At 64.1% G+C, this 22,959-nt stretch carries 24 protein-coding genes; 16 read left to right on the top strand and 8 right to left on the bottom strand.

Annotated elements, in window-relative coordinates; genetic code table 11:
• The first annotated feature begins 53 nt into the window (after positions 1-53).
• The 10 genes from B6V73_RS14260 (at position 54) to rpmE (ending at position 6,716) form a co-directional block, all read left to right on the top strand.
• Positions 54-626 (top strand): NAD(P)H-dependent oxidoreductase, encoded by a 573-nt coding sequence (locus B6V73_RS14260; protein WP_075775813.1) that lies wholly within the window; start codon positions 54-56, stop codon positions 624-626.
• Between the two features lie 206 nt (positions 627-832).
• Positions 833-2,332, top strand: a complete 1,500-nt coding sequence (ffh, locus tag B6V73_RS14255) for a signal recognition particle protein (RefSeq protein ID WP_088725570.1) — start codon at positions 833-835, stop codon at positions 2,330-2,332.
• A 5-nt stretch (positions 2,333-2,337) separates the two neighbouring features.
• On the top strand, positions 2,338-2,880 hold the full coding sequence (locus B6V73_RS14250; protein WP_088725653.1) for a GNAT family N-acetyltransferase: 543 nt from the start codon (positions 2,338-2,340) through the stop codon (positions 2,878-2,880).
• Positions 2,877-3,173 carry a chorismate mutase gene (locus B6V73_RS14245; RefSeq protein ID WP_088725569.1) on the top strand — a complete coding sequence of 99 codons (297 nt, stop codon included), beginning with the start codon at positions 2,877-2,879 and terminating at the stop codon, positions 3,171-3,173. The genes B6V73_RS14250 and B6V73_RS14245 overlap by 4 nt, the downstream gene beginning before the upstream one ends.
• 45 nt (positions 3,174-3,218) lie before the next feature.
• On the top strand, positions 3,219-3,590 hold the full coding sequence (gene rpsP / locus B6V73_RS14240) for a 30S ribosomal protein S16 (RefSeq protein WP_075775810.1): 372 nt from the start codon (positions 3,219-3,221) through the stop codon (positions 3,588-3,590).
• A gap of 83 nt (positions 3,591-3,673) precedes the next feature.
• A complete protein-coding gene (gene rimM / locus B6V73_RS14235; protein ID WP_075775809.1) occupies positions 3,674-4,180 on the top strand; it encodes a ribosome maturation factor RimM in 507 nt (168 codons plus the stop codon).
• 4 nt (positions 4,181-4,184) lie between these two features.
• Positions 4,185-5,000, top strand: a complete 816-nt coding sequence (locus B6V73_RS14230) for a hypothetical protein (protein WP_088725568.1) — start codon at positions 4,185-4,187, stop codon at positions 4,998-5,000.
• Positions 4,993-5,826, top strand: coding sequence for a tRNA (guanosine(37)-N1)-methyltransferase TrmD (trmD, locus tag B6V73_RS14225; protein ID WP_088725567.1), 834 nt, complete (start codon positions 4,993-4,995; stop codon positions 5,824-5,826). Before B6V73_RS14230 ends, trmD begins: the two co-directional genes overlap by 8 nt.
• Before the next feature lie 279 nt (positions 5,827-6,105).
• Positions 6,106-6,483 carry a 50S ribosomal protein L19 gene (gene rplS / locus B6V73_RS14220; RefSeq protein ID WP_075775806.1) on the top strand — a complete coding sequence of 126 codons (378 nt, stop codon included), beginning with the start codon at positions 6,106-6,108 and terminating at the stop codon, positions 6,481-6,483.
• Positions 6,484-6,494: 11 nt separating this feature from the next.
• The gene (gene rpmE, locus B6V73_RS14215; protein WP_075775805.1) at positions 6,495-6,716 is read left to right on the top strand and encodes a 50S ribosomal protein L31; all 222 of its coding nucleotides are present in this window, start codon (positions 6,495-6,497) and stop codon (positions 6,714-6,716) included.
• 83 nt (positions 6,717-6,799) lie between these two features.
• Here the strand turns inward: rpmE and B6V73_RS14210 are convergent, their stop codons facing one another.
• Positions 6,800-7,534 carry a YoaK family protein gene (locus B6V73_RS14210; RefSeq protein ID WP_158275125.1) on the bottom strand — a complete coding sequence of 245 codons (735 nt, stop codon included), beginning with the start codon at positions 7,532-7,534 and terminating at the stop codon, positions 6,800-6,802.
• Between the two features lie 248 nt (positions 7,535-7,782).
• Here B6V73_RS14210 and metG point away from each other — a divergent pair, with 248 nt between their 5' ends.
• Positions 7,783-9,492: a methionine--tRNA ligase gene (gene metG, locus B6V73_RS14205; RefSeq protein ID WP_075775803.1), complete on the top strand. Its 1,710-nt coding sequence runs from the start codon at positions 7,783-7,785 to the stop codon at positions 9,490-9,492.
• A gap of 141 nt (positions 9,493-9,633) precedes the next feature.
• Here metG and B6V73_RS14200 read toward each other — a convergent pair whose 3' ends face one another.
• The 4 genes from B6V73_RS14200 to argC form a co-directional block, all read right to left on the bottom strand.
• Positions 9,634-10,128: a holin family protein gene (locus tag B6V73_RS14200; protein WP_088725565.1), complete on the bottom strand. Its 495-nt coding sequence runs from the start codon at positions 10,126-10,128 to the stop codon at positions 9,634-9,636.
• Entirely contained in the window at positions 10,119-10,730 is a 612-nt protein-coding gene (locus B6V73_RS14195) for a holin-associated N-acetylmuramidase (protein ID WP_088725564.1), read from the bottom strand. Before B6V73_RS14195 ends, B6V73_RS14200 begins: the two co-directional genes overlap by 10 nt.
• 85 nt (positions 10,731-10,815) lie before the next feature.
• On the bottom strand, positions 10,816-11,259 hold the full coding sequence (gene ccmE, locus B6V73_RS14190; RefSeq protein ID WP_078522044.1) for a cytochrome c maturation protein CcmE: 444 nt from the start codon (positions 11,257-11,259) through the stop codon (positions 10,816-10,818).
• Positions 11,260-11,322: 63 nt separating this feature from the next.
• Complete coding sequence (gene argC, locus B6V73_RS14185; RefSeq protein ID WP_088725563.1) at positions 11,323-12,351, bottom strand: N-acetyl-gamma-glutamyl-phosphate reductase; 1,029 nt, start codon at positions 12,349-12,351, stop codon at positions 11,323-11,325.
• Between the two features lie 103 nt (positions 12,352-12,454).
• Here argC and B6V73_RS14180 point away from each other — a divergent pair, with 103 nt between their 5' ends.
• On the top strand, positions 12,455-13,270 hold the full coding sequence (locus B6V73_RS14180) for a DUF805 domain-containing protein (RefSeq protein ID WP_143597913.1): 816 nt from the start codon (positions 12,455-12,457) through the stop codon (positions 13,268-13,270).
• A 21-nt stretch (positions 13,271-13,291) separates the two neighbouring features.
• Here B6V73_RS14180 and murI read toward each other — a convergent pair whose 3' ends face one another.
• The 3 genes from murI to B6V73_RS14165 all read right to left on the bottom strand — a co-directional run bounded on the left by murI (position 13,292) and on the right by B6V73_RS14165 (position 18,536).
• The gene (gene murI / locus B6V73_RS14175; RefSeq protein ID WP_075775797.1) at positions 13,292-14,104 is read right to left on the bottom strand and encodes a glutamate racemase; all 813 of its coding nucleotides are present in this window, start codon (positions 14,102-14,104) and stop codon (positions 13,292-13,294) included.
• Between the two features lie 41 nt (positions 14,105-14,145).
• Positions 14,146-15,048, bottom strand: coding sequence for a lysophospholipid acyltransferase family protein (locus B6V73_RS14170; protein ID WP_088722897.1), 903 nt, complete (start codon positions 15,046-15,048; stop codon positions 14,146-14,148).
• 77 nt (positions 15,049-15,125) lie between these two features.
• Positions 15,126-18,536, bottom strand: a complete 3,411-nt coding sequence (locus B6V73_RS14165) for an indolepyruvate ferredoxin oxidoreductase family protein (RefSeq protein WP_088725562.1) — start codon at positions 18,534-18,536, stop codon at positions 15,126-15,128.
• A gap of 157 nt (positions 18,537-18,693) precedes the next feature.
• Between B6V73_RS14165 and B6V73_RS14160 the strand changes: the two genes are divergently transcribed.
• From B6V73_RS14160 to purL, 4 genes are all read left to right on the top strand, one after another.
• The gene (locus tag B6V73_RS14160) at positions 18,694-19,596 is read left to right on the top strand and encodes a LysR family transcriptional regulator (RefSeq protein WP_075775795.1); all 903 of its coding nucleotides are present in this window, start codon (positions 18,694-18,696) and stop codon (positions 19,594-19,596) included.
• A 110-nt stretch (positions 19,597-19,706) separates the two neighbouring features.
• Positions 19,707-20,021: a hypothetical protein gene (locus B6V73_RS20500; protein ID WP_143597912.1), complete on the top strand. Its 315-nt coding sequence runs from the start codon at positions 19,707-19,709 to the stop codon at positions 20,019-20,021.
• A gap of 1 nt (position 20,022) precedes the next feature.
• Entirely contained in the window at positions 20,023-20,619 is a 597-nt protein-coding gene (locus B6V73_RS14155) for a hypothetical protein (RefSeq protein WP_075775794.1), read from the top strand.
• Positions 20,620-20,761: 142 nt separating this feature from the next.
• The gene (gene purL / locus B6V73_RS14150) at positions 20,762-22,924 is read left to right on the top strand and encodes a phosphoribosylformylglycinamidine synthase subunit PurL (RefSeq protein WP_088725561.1); all 2,163 of its coding nucleotides are present in this window, start codon (positions 20,762-20,764) and stop codon (positions 22,922-22,924) included.
• Positions 22,925-22,959 lie beyond the last annotated feature (35 nt).

Raw genomic sequence — 22,959 nt, 5'->3', positions numbered from 1 at the left:
CGCAGAACGAAAATCACGACCCCAAATCGAACACGTTTTACGGAGTCCTCCCCATGACCAAGACCCTTCGTATCGACAGCTCCATCAAAGGCGACGCGTCGATCTCCAAACGCCTCACGGACAAGATCGTCGAGCGGATCGGCGGCGACGTCACCGCCCGCGACGCGACCGCCATTCCCGCCATCGACGGTGCATGGATCGGCGCAGCCTATACCCCGGCCGACCAGCGCAGCGACGAGCAGAAAGAGCTGCTCGCCCTGTCCGACGAGCTGATCGCCGAACTCAAGGCCGCCGACACGATCGTCATTGGCTGCGGCGTCTACAACTTCGGCGTCACCGGTCCGCTCAAGCACTGGATCGACATGGTCTGCCGCGTGGGCGAGACCTTCCGCTACACCGATGCCGGCCCCGAAGGCCTCGCCGGCCCGAAGCGCGTCATCATCGCCTACTCCTCGGGCGGCGTGCCGCAGGGCTCCGCCTTCGATTTCGCGACGCCCTACATCAAGCAGGTTCTGGGCTTCATCGGCATCACCGACGTGACCGTGGTCGCAGCCGAAGGCGTGAACCTCGACGAGGCGGCGGCGATCGCCAAGGCAGAGACCCAGATCATCGAGCTCGCAGCCTGATCCCCCAGCCTGCAAAGACGTTCCCTACCTCCCCCGACTGGCCCCGTGGTTGACTCCGCGGGGCCTTTGTCATAGTTCACGCGAGATTTCCCCGGAGGACGAATCCCTCCGGTCCCGGCATGAGGTCGGGATCGCCACCAGTCAGCGCGTTGCGCCCACTGGTGCGCTTGTCGTTTGTCCCGGCCCCAATCACAGGAGGGTGGCCCATGTTCGAAAGTCTATCCGAGCGCCTAGGCGGCGTCTTCGACCGGCTGACCAAACAAGGTGCGCTTTCCGCCGATGACGTGAAAACGGCCATGCGCGAAGTGCGCGTCGCGCTTCTCGAAGCTGACGTTTCGCTGCCGGTCGCCCGTCAGTTCATCAAATCGGTCGAGGGCAAGGCCACCGGCGCCGCGGTCACCAAATCGGTCACGCCGGGCCAGCAGGTCGTCAAGATCGTTCATGACGAGCTGATCAAGATGCTCGCGGGCGAAGAGCCTGCCGATGCGCTGAAGATCGACAACCCGCCCGCGCCGATCCTGATGGTCGGTCTTCAGGGCTCTGGTAAGACCACCACCACCGCCAAGCTCGCCAAGCGTCTCAAGGACCGCGAGCACAAGCGCGTGCTGATGGCGTCGCTCGACACCAACCGCCCGGCGGCAATGGAGCAGCTGCAGATCCTCGGCACCCGGATCGGTGTCGACACGCTGCCGATCGTGAAGGGCGAAAGCGCCGTGCAGATCGCCAAGCGCGCCAAGCAGCAAGCGACGCTCGGCGGCTATGACGTCTACATGCTCGACACCGCGGGACGTCTGCATATCGACGAAGTGCTTATGGACGAGGTTCAGGCGGTGCGCGATGTCGCAAACCCGCGTGAGACGCTCCTCGTCGTCGATGGCCTGACCGGTCAGGATGCCGTGAACGTCGCGACCGAGTTCGACGAGAAGGTCGGCGTCTCGGGCGTCGTGCTGACCCGGATGGACGGCGACGGTCGTGGTGGTGCGGCGCTCTCGATGCGCGCGGTCACCGGCAAGCCGATCCGCTTCGTGGGTCTGGGCGAGAAAATGGACGCGCTCGAGACCTTCGAGGCCGAGCGTATCGCGGGCCGCATCCTCGGTATGGGCGACATCGTCGCCCTCGTGGAGCGCGCGCAGGAAACGCTGGAACAGGAACAGGCGGAGCGCATGGCCAAGCGCTTCCAGAAGGGCCTGTTCAACATGAACGACATGAAGAACCAGCTTGAGCAGATGATCAAGATGGGCGGGATGCAGGGCGTCATGGGCATGATGCCGGGCATGTCGAAATACGCCAAGCAGGCGGAAGACGCCGGGCTGAATGACAAGACGATCAGCCACCAGATCGCGCTCATCAACTCGATGACCAAGAAGGAGCGCGCCAACCCGCAGATCCTTCAGGCGAGCCGCAAGAAGAGGATCGCGGCGGGCGCGGGCCTCGAAGTGTCCGATCTCAACAAGCTGCTGAAGATGCATCGCCAGATGTCCGACTCGATGAAGAAGCTCTCGAAGATGGGCAAGGGCGGCATGATGAAACAGGCGATGAAGATGATGGGCGGCAAAGGCGGCGGCGCGCCGGATCTGGCAAACATGGATCCCTCCGAGGTCGAAGCCGCCGCCAAGGCGATGGGCGGCAAGATGCCCAAGGGCGGCATGCCCGGTCTGGGCGGCGCGTTGCCGCCGGGCCTGTCGGGCTTCGGCAAGAAGAAGTGATCGAGATGACCGTCGCGCTGTCCTCCACGCCTGTTCTCGAGACCGAGCGTCTCGTGCTCCGCGCCCCGAAGGCTGCGGATTGGGCGGCATGGCGCGATTTCTACATGTCCGAGCGCAGCCACTGGTTCCGCCCGGTGAAAGAGCCGACCCCCGAAGCCGCATGGCGCAGCTTCGCGGCGATCGCCGGCCATTGGGTCCTGCGCGGCTGGGGCATGTTCGTGATGACCGAGCGCGGCTCGGATCAGGGTTTCGGGGCGCTCGGCCCATGGATGCCCGAGAGCTGGCCCGAGGCCGAGATCGCCTGGTCGGTCTGGTCGCAGGAGGCCGAGGGCAAGGGCTACGTGGCCGAGGCTGCGCGCGCGGTGATCGCTCATGCGTTCCGCGACCTGAAATGGTCCACCGCTGTCAGCTATATCGACCCGAACAACACCCGTTCGACCGCGCTGGCCGAGCGTCTGGGCGCGCGCCCCGACCCGCAGGCCGCCTATCCCGGGGAGCCGCCGATCGTCGTCTGGCGTCACCCCGCCCCGAAGGAGGCCGCCGCATGAGCGATGCAACCACCCGTGCCGCTGAGCTGCTGAAAGAACATCGCGAGAGCATCGACCGGCTCGATGCGGTGATGATCTACACGCTGGCCGAACGCTTTGCCCAGACGCAGGCCGTCGGCAAGCTGAAGGCAGAGCACGACCTTCCGCCCTCCGATCCCGATCGGGAGGCCAAGCAGATCGCCCGGCTCGAAAAGCTGGCGAGCGATTCCGGGCTCGACCCGGAATTCGCGAAGAAGTTCCTCAATTTCGTGATTTCGGAAGTGATCCGGCATCACGAGCAATTCCAGAAATGACGGGCCATCCGGCCCATCACCAGCCATCCAAAGGAGACAACTGACATGGCTATGAAAATCCGCCTCGCCCGTGGGGGCTCCAAGAAGCGTCCGTTCTATTCGATCGTCGCTACCGACTCGCGCATGCCGCGTGACGGCCGCTTCCTCGAGAAGCTGGGCACCTACAACCCGCTGCTCCCGAAGGACAGCGAAGACCGCGTGAAAATGAACATCGAGCGCGTGAAGTACTGGCTCGACCAGGGCGCACAGCCGACCGACCGCATTGCGCGCTTCCTCGAAGCCGCTGGCGAGCGCAGCAAGGCGACCCGCGCCAACATGAAGAAAGCCGTTCCGGGCAAGAAAGCCCAGGAGCGCGCCGAACAGCGTGCCGCCAAGGCCGCCGAGGCGAACGCCGAAGAAGCACCCGCCGAAGAATAATCGGCAGCTATGGATGGCTGGTGGGCCGGGCGCGATATGTGCCCGGCCCCTGCCCCATCCGATCTAGCACAGAGGATCGCATCATGACCCAACCCGAACGCGTCTGCGTGGGTGCCATTGCCGGAGCTTTCGGCGTGCAGGGCGAAGTGCGCCTCAAGAGTTTCTGCGCCGAACCCGAGGATATCGCAGGCTATGCCCCGCTTTATACCGAAGACGGCGCACGCCAGTTCGACGTAACGCTGACGCGGGGCCTGAAGAACGGGCTTGGCGCACGGCTGTCGGGCGTGGCCACGAAGGAAGAGGCCGATGCGCTGCGGGGCACGACCCTCTGGGCCGACCGCGACAAGCTGCCCTCGCTTCCTGACGACGAATTCTATCATGCCGACCTGATCGGGCTGACGGTGGTGGACACCGGCGGCGCCAAGATCGGCACCGTGCGCGCGGTACACAATCACGGCGCGGGTGACATTCTCGAAATCTACGCGCCCGGGCGCAAACAGGCGCTGCTACTGCCCTTCACCAAGGCCATCGTGCCGACCGTGGATCTCGCCGCGCAGCGTATCGTCGTCGATCCGCCCGAGGATCTGTAATCGGATGCGTGTGATCGTCCATCCGGGCTTTCACAAGACCGGCACCTCCACGATCCAGACCGGACTGCGCGAAGTCAGCGCCCATCTGCCCGATTGGGTGATTGCGCTGCGCGAAGACATTCCCGACGCGGCCGCCGCTGCCCGCGCCTATTCGCTGACGCGGGACCCGTTCGAGTTGGGGCTCTATCAGGCCGCGCTCGCCAGTTGGGCCGATGCCCTCCCCGAAGACACCAGGCAAGCCGTGATCTCGATCGAAGGGCTCGCAGGCCACATGCCGGGGCGCGATGGCGTGCTGGACTATTCCGCAACGCCAGCCCTGATGGGCGCGCTGGCGGAGATGTTCCACGCGAAATACGAAGACGCGCTGGAGTTCCAACTCTTCCTGACCACCCGCGAGAAGACCGCATGGATCGACAGCCTGCATTGGCAGCACGTGCGCAGCGGCATGCTGACGGACTCGCTCGACACCTTCCGCACCCGACTGTCGGGCTTCGATCTCGCCCCCGTTCTGCGTGAGATCGTAAGCGCCGTGGCGCCTTTCCCGGTGAACTGGGTCATGCTCGACGAAGCCCGCGATAATCCTCACGGCCCGCTGACGCCGCTTCTTGATCTGATGGGCGTGCCCCCCGAAATTCGCGCGTCGCTTGGCGTCGGGACCACGGCCAACGCGCGCCCGCGGCGGGTGGATCGGGCGGCGCTGGCCGACCAACTCGCCGCGATCAACGCCGAAGGGTTGCCGCGCGAGGCCACAAAAGAGAAAAAGCGCGCCATATTGCGAGCGGCATGGCGCGAAGAGGCAGAGGCGAAATCCGATGAGTGACGACAAACCCAAGCTCGCGACCAAGTCGCATGGCCGCCTGACGATCTCGCCGACGCGCAAGCCCAGCTCGCTGATGGACGAGCCGCTGCGGCTGAAAGGCGCGTGGACCGCGAAGATCGTCACGCTCTTCCCTGAGGCCTTCCCCGGCACGCTGGGTCTGAGCCTTCTGGGCCGCGCCCGCGATCTGGGTCTCTGGGCGCTTGAGACGATCGACCTGCGCCCCTTCGGCATCGGCAAACACCGCAACGTCGACGACACCCCCGCAGGCGGCGGCGCGGGCATGGTGCTGCGCGCCGATGTGGTGGGCGAGGCGCTCAAGCAGGCCGCCCACGGCACGCCGGATGACCGTGCGCGCTGGCCGGTCGTCTATCTCTCGCCGCGCGGCAAGCCGCTGACGCAGGAGATGGCGCGCCGCTTCGCAGAGGCCGACGGCATGACGCTTCTCTGCGGTCGCTTCGAGGGCGTGGACGAGCGCGTGCTGGAGCATTTCAGCGTCGAGGAAGTCTCGATCGGGGATTTCGTCCTCACCGGCGGCGAGGTGGCCGCCCAAGTGCTGATCGACGCCACCGTGCGGCTGCTGCCGGGCGTTCTGGGCAATGCCGAGAGCGCGGTGGAGGAAAGCCATTCCAGCGGATTGCTGGAGCACCCCCAATACACCCGCCCCGCCGAATGGGAAGGCCGTTCGATCCCCGAAGTGCTGACCTCGGGCAACCACAAGAAGATCGAAGACTGGCGCCGCGAAATGAGCGAGAAACTCACGCAGGAACGACGGCCGGATTTGTGGGAGAAGCGGGGGCTTCCCTCAAACGACAATTCATCCAGCTGATCCCGCGCGCCCCTATAAAACAGGCTTGATCCACACCCCATTTCCCCGTAATACGCGCGGGTCCGGACCGGAATCGGCCCTCGGACCCTTTTGCTGTTGCCCGGCGGAGCCTTCTTCAGTCCGCGACACGGCACCGGCGAAGGGCGAAAAAGCGAAAGACGACCTGAAATCTCCCGCGGGCGCGACCCTGAAAAGGCGACCGGACCCGATGAAGACGCGGAGCTCTGAGGCGGCGAAACCTTCACGGGACAAACCGTGAGCATGTGAAAGGACGTTGCGATGAACCTGATCGCACAGCTCGAGGCGGAACAAATCGCCGAGCTCAACAAGACCATCCCGGATTTCAAAGCCGGTGACACCATTCGCGTCGGCTACAAAGTGACCGAAGGCACCCGTTCGCGCGTGCAGGCCTATGAAGGCGTCTGCATCTCGCGCAAGGGCGGCGACACGCTGGCGGCTTCGTTCACCGTGCGCAAGATCTCCTTCGGCGAAGGCGTGGAGCGTGTGTTCCCGCTCTATTCGACCAACATCGACTCGATCGAAGTGGTCCGCCGTGGCCGTGTGCGTCGCGCCAAGCTGTACTACCTGCGCGCCCGTCGCGGTAAGTCGGCTCGTATCGCCGAAGACACCCACTACAAGCCCAAAGCTGCGAAATAAGGAGCGGGACCATGAAAGCCGATACCCATCCCGACTACCACACGATCACCGTCAAGATGACCGACGGGACCGAATACCAGACCCGCTCGACCTGGGGCTCCGAGGGCGACACCCTCACCCTCGACATCGACCCGACCTCGCACCCGGCGTGGAACGGCGGTTCGTCGCGCCTCATGGACACCGGTGGCCGCGTGTCGAAGTTCAAGAACAAGTATGCCGGCCTCGGCTTCTAAGCCTGAGCTGCATGACTGTTACGGAAAAGGGCGCCTCGCGGGCGCCCTTTTTCATTCCCTCCACCATCGCGGGGACACGGCTTTCACCGCCCCCCGCGATAGACCTTGCGCAGTTCCGGCACGGCGATGACGATCAGCAGCGCCGCCGCCAGCGCGAAGACCATCGGGCCGATGCGCTCATATCCCAGCACGCCTGCGATGCCGCCCGCGAAGAAGGAACACAGCGTCGCGACGTGCAGCAGGAGCCGCGATCGCAACACCTGCCTGGTTTCCGCATCGCGCGCGCCCGGCAATAGCGCCGCAAGCTCCAACCCCAGATCGGTCGCGATGCCGGACACATGGCTTGTGCGCACCCGCCCGTCCGAGATTTTCGTGCTCGCCGCGTTCTGCAGCCCCATCAGGAAGCTGAGGCCGATCATCATCAGATGCTCGCTCATCGCCGCGGCCCAGACCATGTCCAGGATCGTCAGCACGATCAGCAGTCCTGCTTCCAGAAGGATCGACAGCGCATAGATCCCGTGCAACCGCCGGCGCTGCCCCACGTCGATCAGCACGCCAGACGCAAAGGCGCCGAAGACGAAAGCCAGAAGCAGCAGCAGGAACCAGATCGCCGTGCCGAACCGCCCCAGCGCGAGCAGGTCGGTCGCGGTCGAGACATTCCCGGTCATGTTGGCCGAGAAATAGCCGAGCGCCCGGAACCCGGCCGCATTCACCGCACCCGCGACCAGCGACAGCCAGACCGCCAGCGCGAGGTCGATCGAAACGCTCCGATCGTCTCCGGCATGTATCAGCACCGCCTGCCCCCCACGCTTTTGCACTCTCGCCCCGACTATCGACGCCACCCGCGCAAAAGCAAGTCTTGGACGCGCGCGCCCTCTTTGCACTCGCCTTTTATCAGCGCGCCGGCACCGAGACATGGCGCGAAACCGATGGCGCGATCGGCAAGGTCTACACGCTCGACTGATCGCAAAGCCGCAAGCGGGCGCGTCTCGGCGCTCCCCCCTAGCCCTTCGCATGATTCCCTAGTAAACCCGCGCCCAAACGCTCCACAGCAAGAGGGTCCTACATGGCGCGCCATCTCATTACCTCGGCCATTCCCTATATCAACGGCATCAAGCACCTCGGCAATCTCGTGGGCTCGCAGCTGCCGGCTGATCTCTTCGCCCGCTACCAGCGCGCGCGAGGCAACGAGGTGATGTTCATCTGCGCCACCGACGAGCACGGCACCCCCGCCGAACTGGCCGCAGCGAAAGCGGGCAAGCCGGTCGCCGAGTATTGCGCCGAGATGCACGAGGTGCAGGCGAAGATCGCGGAAGGCTTCCGCCTCAGCTTCGATCACTTCGGGCGCTCGTCGAGCCCGCAGAACCATCGCTTGACGCAGCATTTCGCCGTGAAGCTGGCCGAGGCCGGGCTGATCCGTGAAGTCTCGGAAACCCAGATGTATTCCAAGGCCGACGGGCGCTTCCTGCCGGATCGCTACATCGAAGGCACCTGTCCCAATTGCGGCTTCGAGAGCGCGCGCGGCGACCAATGCGACAACTGCACCAAGCAGCTCGATCCGGTCGACCTGATCAACCCGCATTCCACGATTTCCGGCTCGACCGATCTGGAGATGCGCGAGACCAAGCACCTCTTCCTGCGCCAGTCGGCGATGAAAGATCAGCTCGATGCGTGGATCGACAGCAAGACCGACTGGCCGGTGCTGACCACCTCGATCGCGAAGAAATGGCTCCATGACGGCGACGGGCTGCAGGATCGCGGCATCACTCGCGATCTCAGCTGGGGCGTGCCCGCGCAATTCGAGGGCGCGCCGTGGTCGGGCATGGAAGGCAAGGTCTTCTATGTCTGGTTCGACGCGCCGATCGAATATATCGCCGCGACCGAGGAATGGACCGAAAAGACGGGCGGCGATTGGGAGCGCTGGTGGCGCACCGACAAGGGCGCGGAAGACGTCACCTACACGCAGTTCATGGGCAAGGATAACGTGCCCTTCCACACGCTCTCGTTCCCCGCGACGATCCTCGGCTCGGGCGAGCCGTGGAAGCTCGTCGATTACATCAAGTCGTTCAATTACCTGAACTACGATGGCGGCCAGTTCTCGACCTCGCGCGGTCGCGGCGTCTTCATGGATCAGGCACTGGAACTTTTGCCCGCCGATTACTGGCGCTGGTGGCTTTTGTCCCACGCCCCCGAAAGCGCGGATGCCGAATTCACCTGGGAGAATTTCCAGGTCTCGGCGAACAAGGACCTTGCCGACGTGCTGGGCAACTTCGTCAGCCGTATCACCAAGTTCACCCGCTCGAAATTCGGCGAAGCGATCCCCGAAGGCGGCAGCTGGGGCGAGCAGGAAGCGGCACTGATCGAGGAGCTGACCACCCGCATCCGCGCCTACGAGACGCATATGGAAGAGAAGGATATCCGCAAGGCGGCGATGGAGCTGCGCGGGATCTGGGTCGCGGGCAACGAATACCTGCAGGCGTCGGCACCGTGGTCGGTGTTCAAGACCGATCCCGATCAGGCGGCAGCTATCGCAAGGCTCGCGCTGAACCTTATCCCGATCTACGCGGTGCTCTCGGCGCCCTTCATTCCCGATGCGGCGAAGATCATGCTCGAGGCGATGGGCGACGAGGATCGCGACTGGCCGGGCGATGTGAAGACCGCGCTAGAGGCGCTGCCCGCGGGCCATGCCTTCACCACGCCCGAGGTCCTTTTCCGCAAGATCACGGATGAAGAGCGCGAAGAGTGGCAGGAGCGGTTCGCGGGCACCCGCGACTGAGGCCATCAGGGGCGCTGCCCCTCTAAGCTTTCGCGAATTCATCCCGGGATCTTTGGGCAAAAGCGAAGACGGACACCGCGCTCGTCTTCGCTCTTTCGAAATATCCCGGGGGGTTCCCGCAGGGCGCGGGGGCAGCGCCCCCTACCCGTTCTGTTTCTCGCCAGACCGCCACGCCGAAAGCGCCGCGTTTTCCTCGTCCGGAGGAGTCGCGAGCTCTGCGGGAGGCACCGCCGGCACCTTCTTCATCCGGAAGTAATGCGCCTCGCGCGCGCCGAAATAGAAACTGACCACCGCGCCCAGAAGCCACCAAAGCGGCTCGGGTACGTAGTCTAGGCCCACCATCCGTTGCGCGAAGCCGACCGGGTCGAGCATCGCATAGACGAAGAGCCCCACGATCCCGAAAGCGAGCACCGGGCGCGGCAGGCGGTTGAGGCCGTTCACGATGCGATCGAAGCGACCGGGTCGGATATATTCGAACTCGGCGCCGTGTTCCTGCAGCGCCGCAAGATAGGCGGTCTGTGCGGCTTCGAGCTTCTTCGTGGCATTGGGCACGAATACCTCCGCGACGGAACTGGCGGCCTCGCCTGCTGCCTTCACCGTGCCCGCACCGCCGAGCAGTTTTTCGATCAAGCCCATTTCGCCACCCGCTTGCGATGCTCGCCCTCGGTCAGGTGAAAGCGTGGGGAAATGAATTCCTCGGCGCGGCGGATCCAGCCGCCCTTCGCGCCCGCTCGTGTCGTGGCGTATTTGCGGCTGGCGGGGCGCGCATCGGCGAGCCGGTAGTAGTAATTGCGCCGCGCGATCCCGTAGGCATCGGCGAAATAGCCGGGCGCGGCCGCATCTGCGAGTTCGGCGGCCGCGATGGTCTGCGGGCCGATGATCCCGTCGACCACGACACGCTGACCCATGTCGCCCAGCAGACGCTGCAGGATCACCACCGCATTGCCGCCTGCATTCACATACATGTCGAAGACCGAGGCCTGTACCGAGGGTGGCAGCCGGTCGATACGCGGACCCTTGTAGTAATGCTCGATGAATATCTCGGCAGCCTGCGCGGGGTCGAGCGCGCGGACATCCATCTCGTCCACCCGGCCATCGCCGGTCAGATCGCGCCCCAACCGGCGCAGGGTTCCGAGCGTGACGCCGTGCTTGGTCGCGCCGCCCGGATCGTCCGGATCATCGACATAACCGCCTTCGCGCGCGACGATCTCCGCCGCGATCTGGGTGACCGATTTCATGGCCTGCCTCCGTTGATGACAACGTCAGGCAGGCTCGGGCCGTGCGGTTAACAGTGCTGCAAGCGAGCGTTCGCCGGGGTGGGGATCAGGAGGACGGGCCCTCGTAGACGCCCTGCTCCTTCAGCGCGTCGACGACTTCCTTGGGCATGTAGTTCTCGTCATGCTTGGCGAGGATTTCCGAGGCCACGAACGTATCCCCTTCCATCTTGCCCGTGCCGATCATGCCCTGTCCCTCTTTGAAGAGGTCCGGCAGGACGCCCGCGAATTTCACCGGGACGGTCGCGCCGCCATCGGTGACCTTGAATTCGATGACTTCGCCCTGACCGCGCTTGAGCGAGCCTTTCTCGACCAGCCCGCCGAGACGGAAGACTTCGCCGGGCTGCGGCGGTTCGGTGGCAAGCTGCGAAGGTGCACGGAAGAAGTTGATGCCGCTCCGCATCGAGTACCCGATCGTGCCGGTCGCGATCACCAAGGCCAGCGCCGCCACGCTGAGCACCTGGATACGACGTTTCTTCTTCAGACTCTTCATCTCTTCGCCTCCTGAGATGCCGTTTCGTCTACCTCACCGCGCCGGCCTTGCCATTGACGCGGATCAAGGGAAGACGGGGGCGAGCATCAGCCCTTCGCTTTCCTCCAGCCCGAGCATCAGGTTCGCGTTCTGGATCGCCTGTCCCGACGACCCCTTGCAGAGGTTGTCGATCGCGACGACCACGAGCGCGCGCCCGGGAATTCTGTCTCCTGATACACCAATATGGGCATAATTGGAGCCAGTTACAGACCTGGTGGACGGAACTGCGCCGAAAGGTAGCATTTCGATGAAGGTTTCTTCCGCATAGCGGTCGGCCAGCGCCTTGTAGACGGCCTCGGGCTCGCCCTTCACATAGGCGGAGGCAAGGATGCCGCGATTGAACGGCGCCAGATGCGGGGTGAACTGCACCAACACGGGGCGGCCCGCCAAGGCGCTGAATTCCTGATCGAATTCACCCAAGTGACGGTGCTTGCCGCCCTGCGAATAGGGCGCGACACCGCCCGACAGCTCTGCGTGCAGCAGGTTTTCCTTCAGCGACCGGCCCGCGCCGGAGACACCGTTCTTCAGATCGAGGATGATGTCGTCGAGATCAATCACGCCAGCTTCGATCAGCGGACGGATCGCAAATTGGCCCGCAGCGGCATTGCAGCCCGTGCCCGCCACCAGTCGCGCTTCGCGAATCGCATCGCGGTAGAACTCGGTCAGCCCGTAGACCGCCTCTTTCTGCAGCTCGACCGCAGCATGAGGCTTGCCGTACCACTTCTCGTATTCCGCAGGATCGCGCAGCCGGAAATCGGCCGAGAGGTCGACGATCTTCAGATCGCGCGGCAGCTCCTTGATGACTGCCTGCGAAGTCGCATGCGGCAGTGCGCAGAAGGCCAGATCGACATTCGAGAAGTCGATCTCTTCGATTTTCACCAGATCCGGCAGGCCCAGATGGCGCAGATGCGGGAACACGTCACCCATTGCCATGCCCGCCTTACGCTCGCCCGAGAGGGCCACGATGTCCATGTTCGGATGGGTGGCGATCAGCCGGACGAGTTCAGCGCCGGTATAGCCCGACGCGCCCAGAATCGCGATTTTCTTGGTCATTTGGTCCTCCGCGCTTGTCGCTCGGCTCTCCCTTACCCTAAGCTCACACTCAAATAAACTCCGTGTGAGACGGGTCGACGACCGACAGTGAACGAGGCAGGCCGTGGCAGAGCAGTGGTATTACGCCGATGGGAAGGATCCCGTCGGCCCGTTCCCCCCGGAACATATGATGGATATGGTGCGGGGAGGTCGTATCAAGCCCGAAACGATGGTTTGGCAAGACGGAATGGAGGGATGGGAGCCTGCGGGCGATCACTTCTTCCGGCGGCCGCCCGACACCTCGGCAACCGGCACCGATCCGCATAGCGGCGCGACGAATTACGCCGCCCGCATCGCACAGCGCCATCAGCAGGAGGGCAAGCTTTCCTCCGCCGATCCGCGTGCCTATGCCGAGGCCTCGATCGAACGCGACCGTACGCAGCGCGGGATCGGCTCGGACGGGCTTTACGACGGGGCCCCCTCGCGCAGCTTCGTCGAGGCGATCAAGGTCTGTTTCAGGAAATACGCGACCTTCAAGGGTCGGGCGAGCCGTTCGGAATACTGGTGGTTCGCGCTCTTCGTCATGCTGGCGAGCATCATCGGCGCCATGGCCGAAGGCTCGATGGGCGAGGACGGCACGGCGATCAGCGCAGTGATTTCCATCGCGACGTTCCTGCCATCGATCTCGGCGCAGGTTCGACGCCTGCATGACACCGACCGCTCGGGCTGGTGGGTCGGCGGCTACCTTCTAGCGAGCGTGTTCGGCGGCCTCGTGATCGGCCTGACGGTCATGTCCTACGGCGTGCAGGACCCGGCAGCCATGGCGGGCATGTCCGCAGCGCTTCTCGCGATCTGGGGGATCGTGATGCTGGTCTGGGGCATCGCGCTCTTCGTGTTCATGGTCCAGCGCGGTACGCGCGGGCCGAACCGGTTCGGCTGAGGGCCACGACGATCAGGCGCCTCAGGCGGCCTCGAAGCGGATCGCGTAGCGCAGGAATTGCGTCGCGTGGCTCGAGACCGAGGCCGGATCGCCGGTGGTCAGGAATTTCGATTCCGTCCCCGCACCTTTGAACTCGGGTCGACGCTCCAGATAATCCGCGAGGCTCTCGGCCACGAGGTTGGCCTGGCTGTAGACGTCGACGTTTGGCCCCAGTGCTTCCTGGAAGGTCTTTTGCATCAGCGGGTAATGGGTGCAGCCGAGGATCGCTGCCTCGGGTTTCGGCATCCGACGCTTGAGCGCTTCGACATGGGATTTCACCAGCGCCTCGGCGAGGATTTCGTCGCCAGTCTCGATCGCATCGACCACGCCGCCGCAGGGCTGCGCCTCAACATCCACGCCGATCGCGCGGAAGGCCAGTTCGCGCTGGAAAGCGCGCGAGGCCACCGTCGCGGGCGTCGCGAACAGCGCCACGTGCTTCACCGCAACTTCGCGCGGCGGGGAGTTGTCGCCCCATTTGCGTTCGGTCAACGCTTCGATCATCGGCACGAAGACGCCCAGCACGCGCTTGCCCTCGGGGATCCAGGTTTCCTGCATCCGCTTGAGCGCGGCGGCCGAAGCCGTGTTACAGGCGAGGATCACCAGATCGCAGCCCTCTTCCCACAAACGCTCCACGCCCGCGCAGGTCAGGTTGAAGATGTCATCGGCATCGCGCACGCCGTAAGGCGCATGGGCGTTATCGCCGTAATAGCAAAAGGCCATATCCGGCAGCCGCCTGGCGCAGGCATCATAGACCGTCAGTCCGCCCAGACCTGAATCGAAAACGCCTACCGCCATGCTCGCGCCCCTTGCCCGTCCGGGCCGCGCACGGACACCGGTCAGTTTCTGTATTTCGCCTCGAACTCGAAGCCATAGCCGTAGGACTTCAAGGGAGTCGGCGACAAGTCATACGTCGCACGGCGCAGGAAATCCATCATCTGTTTCGGACGCTCACGCAGCGGTGCGAGATCGGCCTGCGGGACCGGCTCACCCACACAGAGCCGCACCGGACGATTGGCATGACGTTTGAACTCGCGGATCATCAGCCCCATGCGCAGGCTGTAATGCAAATGGCTCGCCAGCTGGAACAGGCGACTGTTATGGCCCTCGAAGAAGACCGGCACCACGGTCGCATCGGATTTCGCGATCATCTTGGCGGTGAAATTGCGCCAGCCCGGATCCATCGGCGCCCCAAAGGGCTTAGCGGCGGTCGAAACCGTGCCGCCCGGAAACACACCGATCGCGCCACCGTCGCCGAGGTAGCGCAGCGCCTCGGCGCGGGTGCGCAGGTTGGCCCTCGCGGCCTCTTTGGTTTCGGAGAAATCCACCGGCAGGATGACCCGGTCGATCTCTTCGGCACGCTTGAAGACGTTATGGGCGAGGATACGGAAATCGCCGCGAATGCGCGACAGCAGCAGGCCCATGATCAGCCCGTCGAGAATGCCGTAAGGGTGGTTCGCGATCAGCACCAACGGCCCGGTCTGCGGGATATTGGCGAGCGCGCCGCGGGTCACCTCGATCTGCAGCCCGTAGCGCTCGGCCATCACCTGCCAGAAATCCGCACCTTGCGCGATGTCATGCTCGTAGCCGCGTGCTCGCCGGATCAACCCGATCCGCCCGGTCGCGTTCTCCATCGCGCGGATCAGCACCCGCGCGCCTTTCGAGCGCGCGGACCAAGCATATGAGATTTCCTGTGTGGCGTGGCGGACAGGCATCCGGGGGGCCGTCGGGGTGGCGGTCATCTCGTACCTCCGCAACATGGGCTGGCTTCACTCTGCCAGCGCCATGTCACGAAGGTACGACACTCAGATGACAGCCGTCACTCGGCGGCCATTTTCTGCGGAGCGCCACCTGCGCGGAAAGCGGCGAGCAGTTCCTCGCGCCGCTTCGCCGCCATTTGCTCGGCCTGCGCCTTGACCGGGCCGAAGCCGCGGATCGTCAGCGGCAATTCGGCCAGTTCGCGCGCGATCTCCATCGTGTCTGGCGTGACCTTGGGTAGCACTTCGGCCATGTCGGCCTCGTATTGCTTGATCAGCGCCCGCTCCATCTTGCGCTCCTCGGCATAGCCGAAAGGATCGAACGGCGTACCGCGCAGCCCTTTCAGCTTCGCCAGAAGACGGAAGCCACGCTCCATGCCGGGGCCGAATTCACGCTTCTTCGGACGTCCGTCCGGGCCTTCCTTGGACAGGATCGGCGGGGCGAGATGGAAATGCATCTCGAAATCGCCCTCGAACTCGGCCCGCGCCTTTTCTGCCGTCGACAGATGCAGACGCGCGACCTCGTATTCGTCCTTGTAGGCCAGGAGCTTGTGATAGCCCTTCGCGACGGCCTCACGCAGCTCCGACGGCGCCTCGTCCACCAGCTTGCGGAAACGCTTGGCGAGCCGCTTGTTCTGGTAGTCGACGAGATGGTTGGCCCGGAACTCGACCGGATCGACCGGGGCCTCCACGACCTCCGCCGCCATCGCCTTCGCAGCCTCCTCCGGATAGGCCATCGCCCAGCGCCCCAGATTGAAGGCGCGCTTGTTCTCCTCGGGCTTCGCGCCGTTCAACTCGATTGCCCGGAAGATCGCCTCGAGGGTCAGCGGCACGTAGCCTTGCTGCCACGCAGCCCCCAGCACGACCATGTTCGAATAGATCGAGTCGCCCAGCATATGCCGCGCGAGTTCCGACGTGTCGGCAAAGGCCACCCGGTCCTTCAGCCGCGCCTCGAGGCTCAGCCGAAGCTGTTCGCCCGGCAGGCGGAAGTCGCGGTTGCGGGTGAACTCGCCGGTGACGATCTCGTGGCTGTTGATCACGGCGCCGGTGCGGCCCGTCGTCATGAGCCCCAGTGTCTTGGCACCGGCGGAGACCACCAGATCGCCCCCGATCACGCAATCGGCCTCGCCCACCGCGACGCGGATCGCCGAGATATCCTCGGGCTTGTTCGCGATGCGCAGGTGGATATGCACTGCCCCGCCCTTCTGGGCGAGACCGGCCATCTCCATCATGCCTGCGCCCTTGCCGTCGATATGGGCGGCCATCGCCAGCACCGCGCCGATGGTCACGACGCCCGTGCCGCCGACGCCGGTGATCACCACGTTATGGGTGCCGTCGATCGCGGGCAGCGTGGGCTCCGGCAGGTCCGGCAGGTCGAGCGCCTGCGCTTCCGCCTTCTTCACCTTCGCGCCGTGCAGCGTCACGAAGCTCGGGCAGAACCCGTCGAGGCAGCGGAAGTCCTTGTTGCAGGACGACTGGTCGATCGCGCGTTTGGTGCCCAGTTCGGTCTCTTCCGGCACGATGGAGACGCAGTTCGACTGCACCCCGCAATCGCCGCAGCCTTCGCAGACGTCGGTGTTGATGAAGACACGCTTGTCCGGATCCGGGAACTTGCCGCGCTTGCGGCGGCGGCGTTTCTCGGCGGCGCAGGTCTGGACATAGATCAGCGCCGAGACGCCTTTCGTCTTCGCCAGCCGCTTCTGCACGTTCATCAGCTCGGCCCGTTCGACCTTCTCGACGCCAGCGGGGAAGGTGGACAGGTCCAGCTCTTCCTTCTCGTCATAGACCACCACGACCGGCTTCACGCCCATCGCCACGATTTCCGCCGCGATCTGCTGCGAGGTCAGGTCGCCCTCGTTCTCCTGCCCCCCGGTCATCGCGACCGCATCGTTGAACAGGATCTTGTAGGTGATGTTGGTGCCGGCTGCCAAAGCCGCCCGGATCGCCTGCGCGCCCGAGTGGTTGTAGGTGCCGTCGCCAAGGTTCTGGAACATATGCTCACGCGTCGAGAACGGGGCCTCGCCGACCCAGTTCACGCCCTCGCCGCCCATATGGGTGAAGCCTTCCGTGTTCCTGCCCATCCACTGCACCATGTAGTGACAGCCGATCCCGGCATAGGCGCGCTCGCCCTCGGGCACCTTGGTCGAACTGTTATGCGGGCAGCCCGAGCAATACCATGGCGTACGGGTCGCGATCTCAGGGGCGTTGTCGGCGCGTTGGGCGGCTTCGATCTTGGCGATACCCGCCTTGATCGCGTCGGTCCCGCGGCCTTCCTCGATGAAGATATCGCCCAGCTTGCGCGCGATCATCACCGGATCGAGCGCGTAGCGCGTCGGGAACAGCTCCACCTGGCGGCCATTCTTCCATGTGTCGCCCTTGTGCCAGCCATAGACGCGACGGCCACGACGGTCGTCGAAGATCGCTTCCTTGACCTGCACCTCGATCAGCTTGCGCTTTTCCTCGACGACGATGATCAGCTCCAGCCCCTCGGCCCATTCGTGGAAGCTCTCCATGTCAAGCGGGAAGGTCTGGCCGATCTTGTAGGTGGTAATGCCGAGCCGTTCGGCCTCTGCCTCGTCGATCCCCAGCAGCGAGAGCGCATGGGTCAAGTCGAGCCAATTCTTGCCCGCAGCGACCAGACCGATCTTCGCGCCGGGCTTGCCCCAGACGCGGTTGTCGATGCGGTTGGCGCGCGCGAAAGCCTCTGCCGCGTAGCGCTTGAAGTCGATCATCCGCGCTTCCTGAGCCACCGGAGTGTCGCCCAAGCGAATGTTCAGCCCGCCTTCGGGCATCTTGAACTCGGGGATCACGAAGTGTTGACGGAAGGGATCGCCGTCGACGACTGCAGTCGCCTCGACCGTATCCTTCATCGTTTTCAGACCGACCCAGACCCCGGCAAAACGGCTCAATGCATAGCCATAGAGCCCGAAATCGAGGATTTCCTGCACGCCCGCGGGCGACAGCACCGGCATGTAGGCATCGACCATCGCCCAGTCGGACTGGTGCAGCACGGTCGAGGACTCACCGGTATGGTCGTCGCCCATCGCCATGAGGACGCCGCCGTGTTTCGACGTGCCCGCCATATTGGCGTGACGCATCACGTCGCCCGAGCGATCTACGCCCGGACCTTTGCCGTACCAGAGGCCGAAAACGCCGTCATACTTGCCTTCGCCACGCAATTCCGCCTGCTGCGAGCCCCACAGCGCGGTGGCCGCGAGGTCTTCGTTCAGGCCCGGCTGGAAGCGAACGTCGCTCTCTTCGAGCACGGTCTTGGCGCGCGCCATCTGCAAATCGACAGCGCCCAGCGGCGAGCCGCGATAGCCTGTCACATAGCCGGCCGTATGCAGCCCCGCCGCCTTGTCCCGTGCGGCCTGAGCCAGAACCAGACGCACCAAAGCCTGCGTCCCGTTCAGCAAAACCGGAGATTTCGTTAGGTCGAACCGATCCGCTAGGGATATTTCTTGCCTTCCCATTAAGCACCTCCCCTTGCTAACTGGGCATGAAGACATGGTAGGTCATAATATCTGACCTAGAAAGCGGAAAATTGTTACTTAGCGGTTTCGTAAATCCTCGAGATTAATGTAAAGAAACTTGCGCGGAACAGCAGATGATACAGCGAAAGTGACCTTGATGGATTGGGACAAGCTCAGAATCTTCCACGCAGTGGCCGATGCGGGGTCTTTGACTCATGCCGGCGATGCGCTGCACCTGTCTCAATCTGCCGTGAGCAGACAGATCCGGGCGCTCGAAGAGGCGCTTGGAACGACTCTGTTTCACCGTCACGCCCGCGGACTGATTCTCACCGAGCAGGGGGAGTTGCTGTTCGAGGCCACCTCCTCGATGGCGAAAAAGCTCGACAGCGCCTCCGCACGCATCCGTGACAGCGAAGAAGAAGTCTTCGGCGAGCTGCGCGTGACGACCACGACGGGCTTCGGCACGCTCTGGCTCGCGCCGCGCCTGACGAAGCTTTACGAGAAATATCCCGATCTGAAGATCGACCTCATGCTGGAGGAGCGGGTGCTCGACCTGCCGATGCGCGAGGCCGACGTCGCCGTTCGCATGAAAGAGCCCGCGCAGGCCGACCTGATCCGCAAGCGTCTGCTGAACATCCGTATGCGGCTTTACGCGACCTCCGAGTATCTCGCGAAATGGGGTGCCCCCGAGAAGATCGAAGATCTTCGCAAGCATCGCCTGATCTGCCAGACCCCCCGCACACCGCAGGTACAGGCCGGTGCCCAGCTTGCGCGGCAGGTGCTGGCCTTCGATCAAAGCTCGACGCTGACGGTGAACAACTACTTCGGCGTATTGCAGGCCGTGCTGAACCATATCGGCATCGGCATCCTCCCCGACTACCTGACCGCAGATTTCAACGATCTGCAGCGCGTGCTGCCTGATCTGGAATCGGTCGAGATTCCGATCTTCCTCGCCTACCCGGAAGAGCTGCGCTCCTCGCGCCGCGTGACTGCGTTCCGCGACTTCATTCAGGAAGAGATCACCAACTATCGGCGCTTCCAGGCAGGCGATTCAGCCTAGGGTTGCAGCGCGACTTTACCGCAACGCATACCGGCCATGATGCATTCGCAGCATGTTTTCCCTTGATGCGTTAACAAACTGCCCATAAATGAGGCTCAGAAGGGTTGGCCGTGCCGAAAGGCGCAGCACCTTCTACCTCCCTGTTGGACTTTGGCCGAGCTTTGCTCGGCCTTTTTTTTGCCCGACGCCCGGATGCGGTTTTCACGCACCGCGCGAGAGCCCCCGACATCAGCCTCGGTCTCACGAAATTTCACGCTGACGCGACCGCGCAAGCCCCGCGTTACGCACAGCTATCCCCTTCGGTTCATTTAAAAATCCGCGATGTCACTCACAATTATTTCAGTGAACTTTCGACGATTCCACCCCGTTTCCTCCCCGACGCCGACAACGGCGCAGGATTTGGTAACCAGTTGAAAGGATACTGATATGACCACGACGAAAAACATCTTTGCCGCTTCGACCGCTCTTCTGGGTGCGATGACCATCGCAGGCTCGGCTTCGGCCCTCGACCTGACGAAGATCCCGTCCACCAACAACAACGACGGCCAGTATTACGGTATCGCCGATTATCGCACCGGCACCGTTCCGGGAGAGACTTCGTCGATGGGCACCCCGCCCGCCGTCACCTCGTCGAACACCTACGCATCGACCGATCAATACGGCATCACCGACGTGAAGACCGGCACCGCCGAGTTCGCGAACACATCGATGGGGTCGGATATGATTCCCGCGCAGCGCCAGCTGACCGATCAAGCCGGCATCACCGGCCTGAAGACCGCGGCCAACGCGGAGGACAAGGCGATGAGCGCCGATGGTAACGTGATCGGCATGATCGAGAAGGTCGAGTCGCATGACGGCTACGACACCATCTATGTCCGCACCTCGCCGAAGCTCGACACCACCGTGTCGCTCTTCAAGGTCAACGTGCCGAAGGACGCCGCTGCGAACGGCGAGGTCAAGCTCGGCTGGACCGTCTCGGAACTGCTGACCAACCTCGAGACGCAAGTGGACATGCGCTCGTAAGCCGGACGTACCACGACAAGACGCTTTCACGACGCGGGGCCTTCGGGCCTCGCGTTTTTTCTTTCCGCAACGTCCGGCCTCTCTTTTCCCCCTGCACATATTGGCCTAATAGGGGCGGCGAAGCCGATGCCGGAGGATCCTCATGAACGAGCCGCAGATCACGCCTGATCTCATCGCAGCCCATGGCCTGAAACCCGACGAGTACGACCGGATCCTCGAGATCATCGGACGCGAGCCGACTTTCACCGAACTCGGGATCTTCTCGGCGATGTGGAACGAGCATTGCTCCTACAAGTCGTCGAAGAAATGGCTGCGCACGCTGCACACCAAGGGCGATCAGGTCATCTGTGGTCCGGGCGAGAATGCGGGTGTCGTCGATATTGGCGACGGGCAGGCCGTGGTCTTCAAAATGGAGAGCCACAACCACCCCTCCTACATCGAACCGCACCAGGGCGCCGCGACTGGCGTCGGCGGCATCCTGCGCGATGTGTTCACCATGGGCGCGCGTCCGGTGGCCGCAATGGACAGCCTGAGCTTCGGTATGCCCGACCACCCGAAAACCTCCCATGTCGTCAAAGGCGTGGTCGAGGGCGTGGGCAGCTACGGCAACTGCTTCGGCGTTCCGAATGTGGGCGGCGAAGTGCGTTTCCATCCCTCCTATAACGGCAACTGCCTCGTGAACGCCTTCGCGGCGGGCTTGGCCGATGCTGACAAGATCTTCTACTCCGCCGCGTCCGGCATCGGCATGCCGGTCGTCTACCTCGGTGCGAAGACGGGTCGCGACGGCGTCGGCGGCGCGACGATGGCCTCGGCCGAGTTCGACGACACGATCGAGGAAAAGCGCCCCACCGTTCAGGTCGGCGACCCCTTCACCGAGAAATGCCTGCTGGAGGCCTGCCTCGAGCTGATGCAGACCGGCGCGGTGATCTCGATTCAGGACATGGGGGCCGCGGGCCTGACCTGTTCCGCGGTCGAGATGGGCGACAAGGGCGGCCTCGGCGTGCAGCTCAACCTCGACGCGGTGCCGCAGCGCGAAGCCGCGATGACCGCCTATGAGATGATGCTGTCGGAGAGCCAGGAGCGGATGCTCATGGTCCTCAACCCCGAGAAGGAAGACATCGCCCGCGAGATCTTCGAGAAGTGGGATCTCGACTTCGCCATCGTCGGCGAGACCATCGCGGAAGACCGGTTCCTGATCGTGCATGGCAACGAGGTGAAAGCCGACGTGCCGCTGTCGAAACTGTCCTCGGAAGCGCCCGAATACGATCGTCCCTGGGTCGAGACGCCCGTCGCGACCGCGGGCGAGGCGCTGCCCGAGATCGGTGCTATCGATGCGCTCAAGAAACTGATCGGCTCGCCGAACTACGCGCACAAGTCCTGGGTCTACGAGCAATACGACACGCAGGTGATGGGTGACACGGTGCGCCGCCCGGGTCTCGGCGCAGGCGTCGTGCGCGTGCACGGCACCGACAAGGCGCTGGCCTTCACCGCCGACGTGACCCCGCGCTACGTAAAGGCGAACCCGTTCGAGGGCGGCAAGCAGGCGGTGGCCGAAGCCTACCGCAACCTGACGGCCGTGGGCGCGAAACCCCTCGCCTCGACCGACAACCTGAACTTCGGCAACCCGGAAAAGCCCGAGATCATGGGCCAGTTCGTGGGTGCGATCAAAGGCATCGACGCCGCCGTGCGCGCACTCGACATGCCGATCGTGTCGGGCAACGTCTCGCTTTACAACGAGACCGACGGCACCGGCATCCTGCCAACCCCGACCATCGGCGCGGTCGGTCTGCTGAGCTCGCTCGACGAGTTGATCGCGGGCCTACCGACGGCGGGCGACGTGGCGATGGTGATCGGCGAAACCAAGGGCCATCTCGATCAATCCGCGCTCGCCTTCGAAGCCTTCGGGATCGAGGCGGGTGACGCGCCGGCAGTCGACCTCGACGTCGAGAGACGCAATGGCGAGTTCCTCCGCGAGAACCGCGCGCTGGTCAAAGGCGCAAGCGATCTCTCGGACGGAGGCCTCGCGCTCGCGGCTTTCGAGATGGCGGAAGAGGCCGGTCTGGGTGTCACGCTTGAAGCTGGCGACATCGCGACGCTCTTCGGCGAGGATCAGGGGCGTTACCTCGTGGCCTGCTCCTTCGATCAGGCCGAGGCGCTGATGGTCGCCGCCCGCCGCGCCGAGGTGCCGCTTTACACCGTGGGTCGTTTCGGCGGGGACACGGTAAGCTTCGGCTCGGAGAGCGCCCCGCTGGAGGAGCTGTCGACCCTCTATCGCAGCGCGTTCAAAGCGGCGATCGACGCCTGAGTTCTGTGATCTGACGCAGAGCGGACATGCACGCC

It is taken from the genome of Thioclava sp. JM3 (genome assembly GCF_002213185.1).
GTDB classification, from domain to species: Bacteria; Pseudomonadota; Alphaproteobacteria; order Rhodobacterales; family Rhodobacteraceae; genus Thioclava; species Thioclava nitratireducens.
Note: the sequence above shows the minus strand (reverse complement) of the source record. Positions and strands in the feature narration are given on the sequence as shown.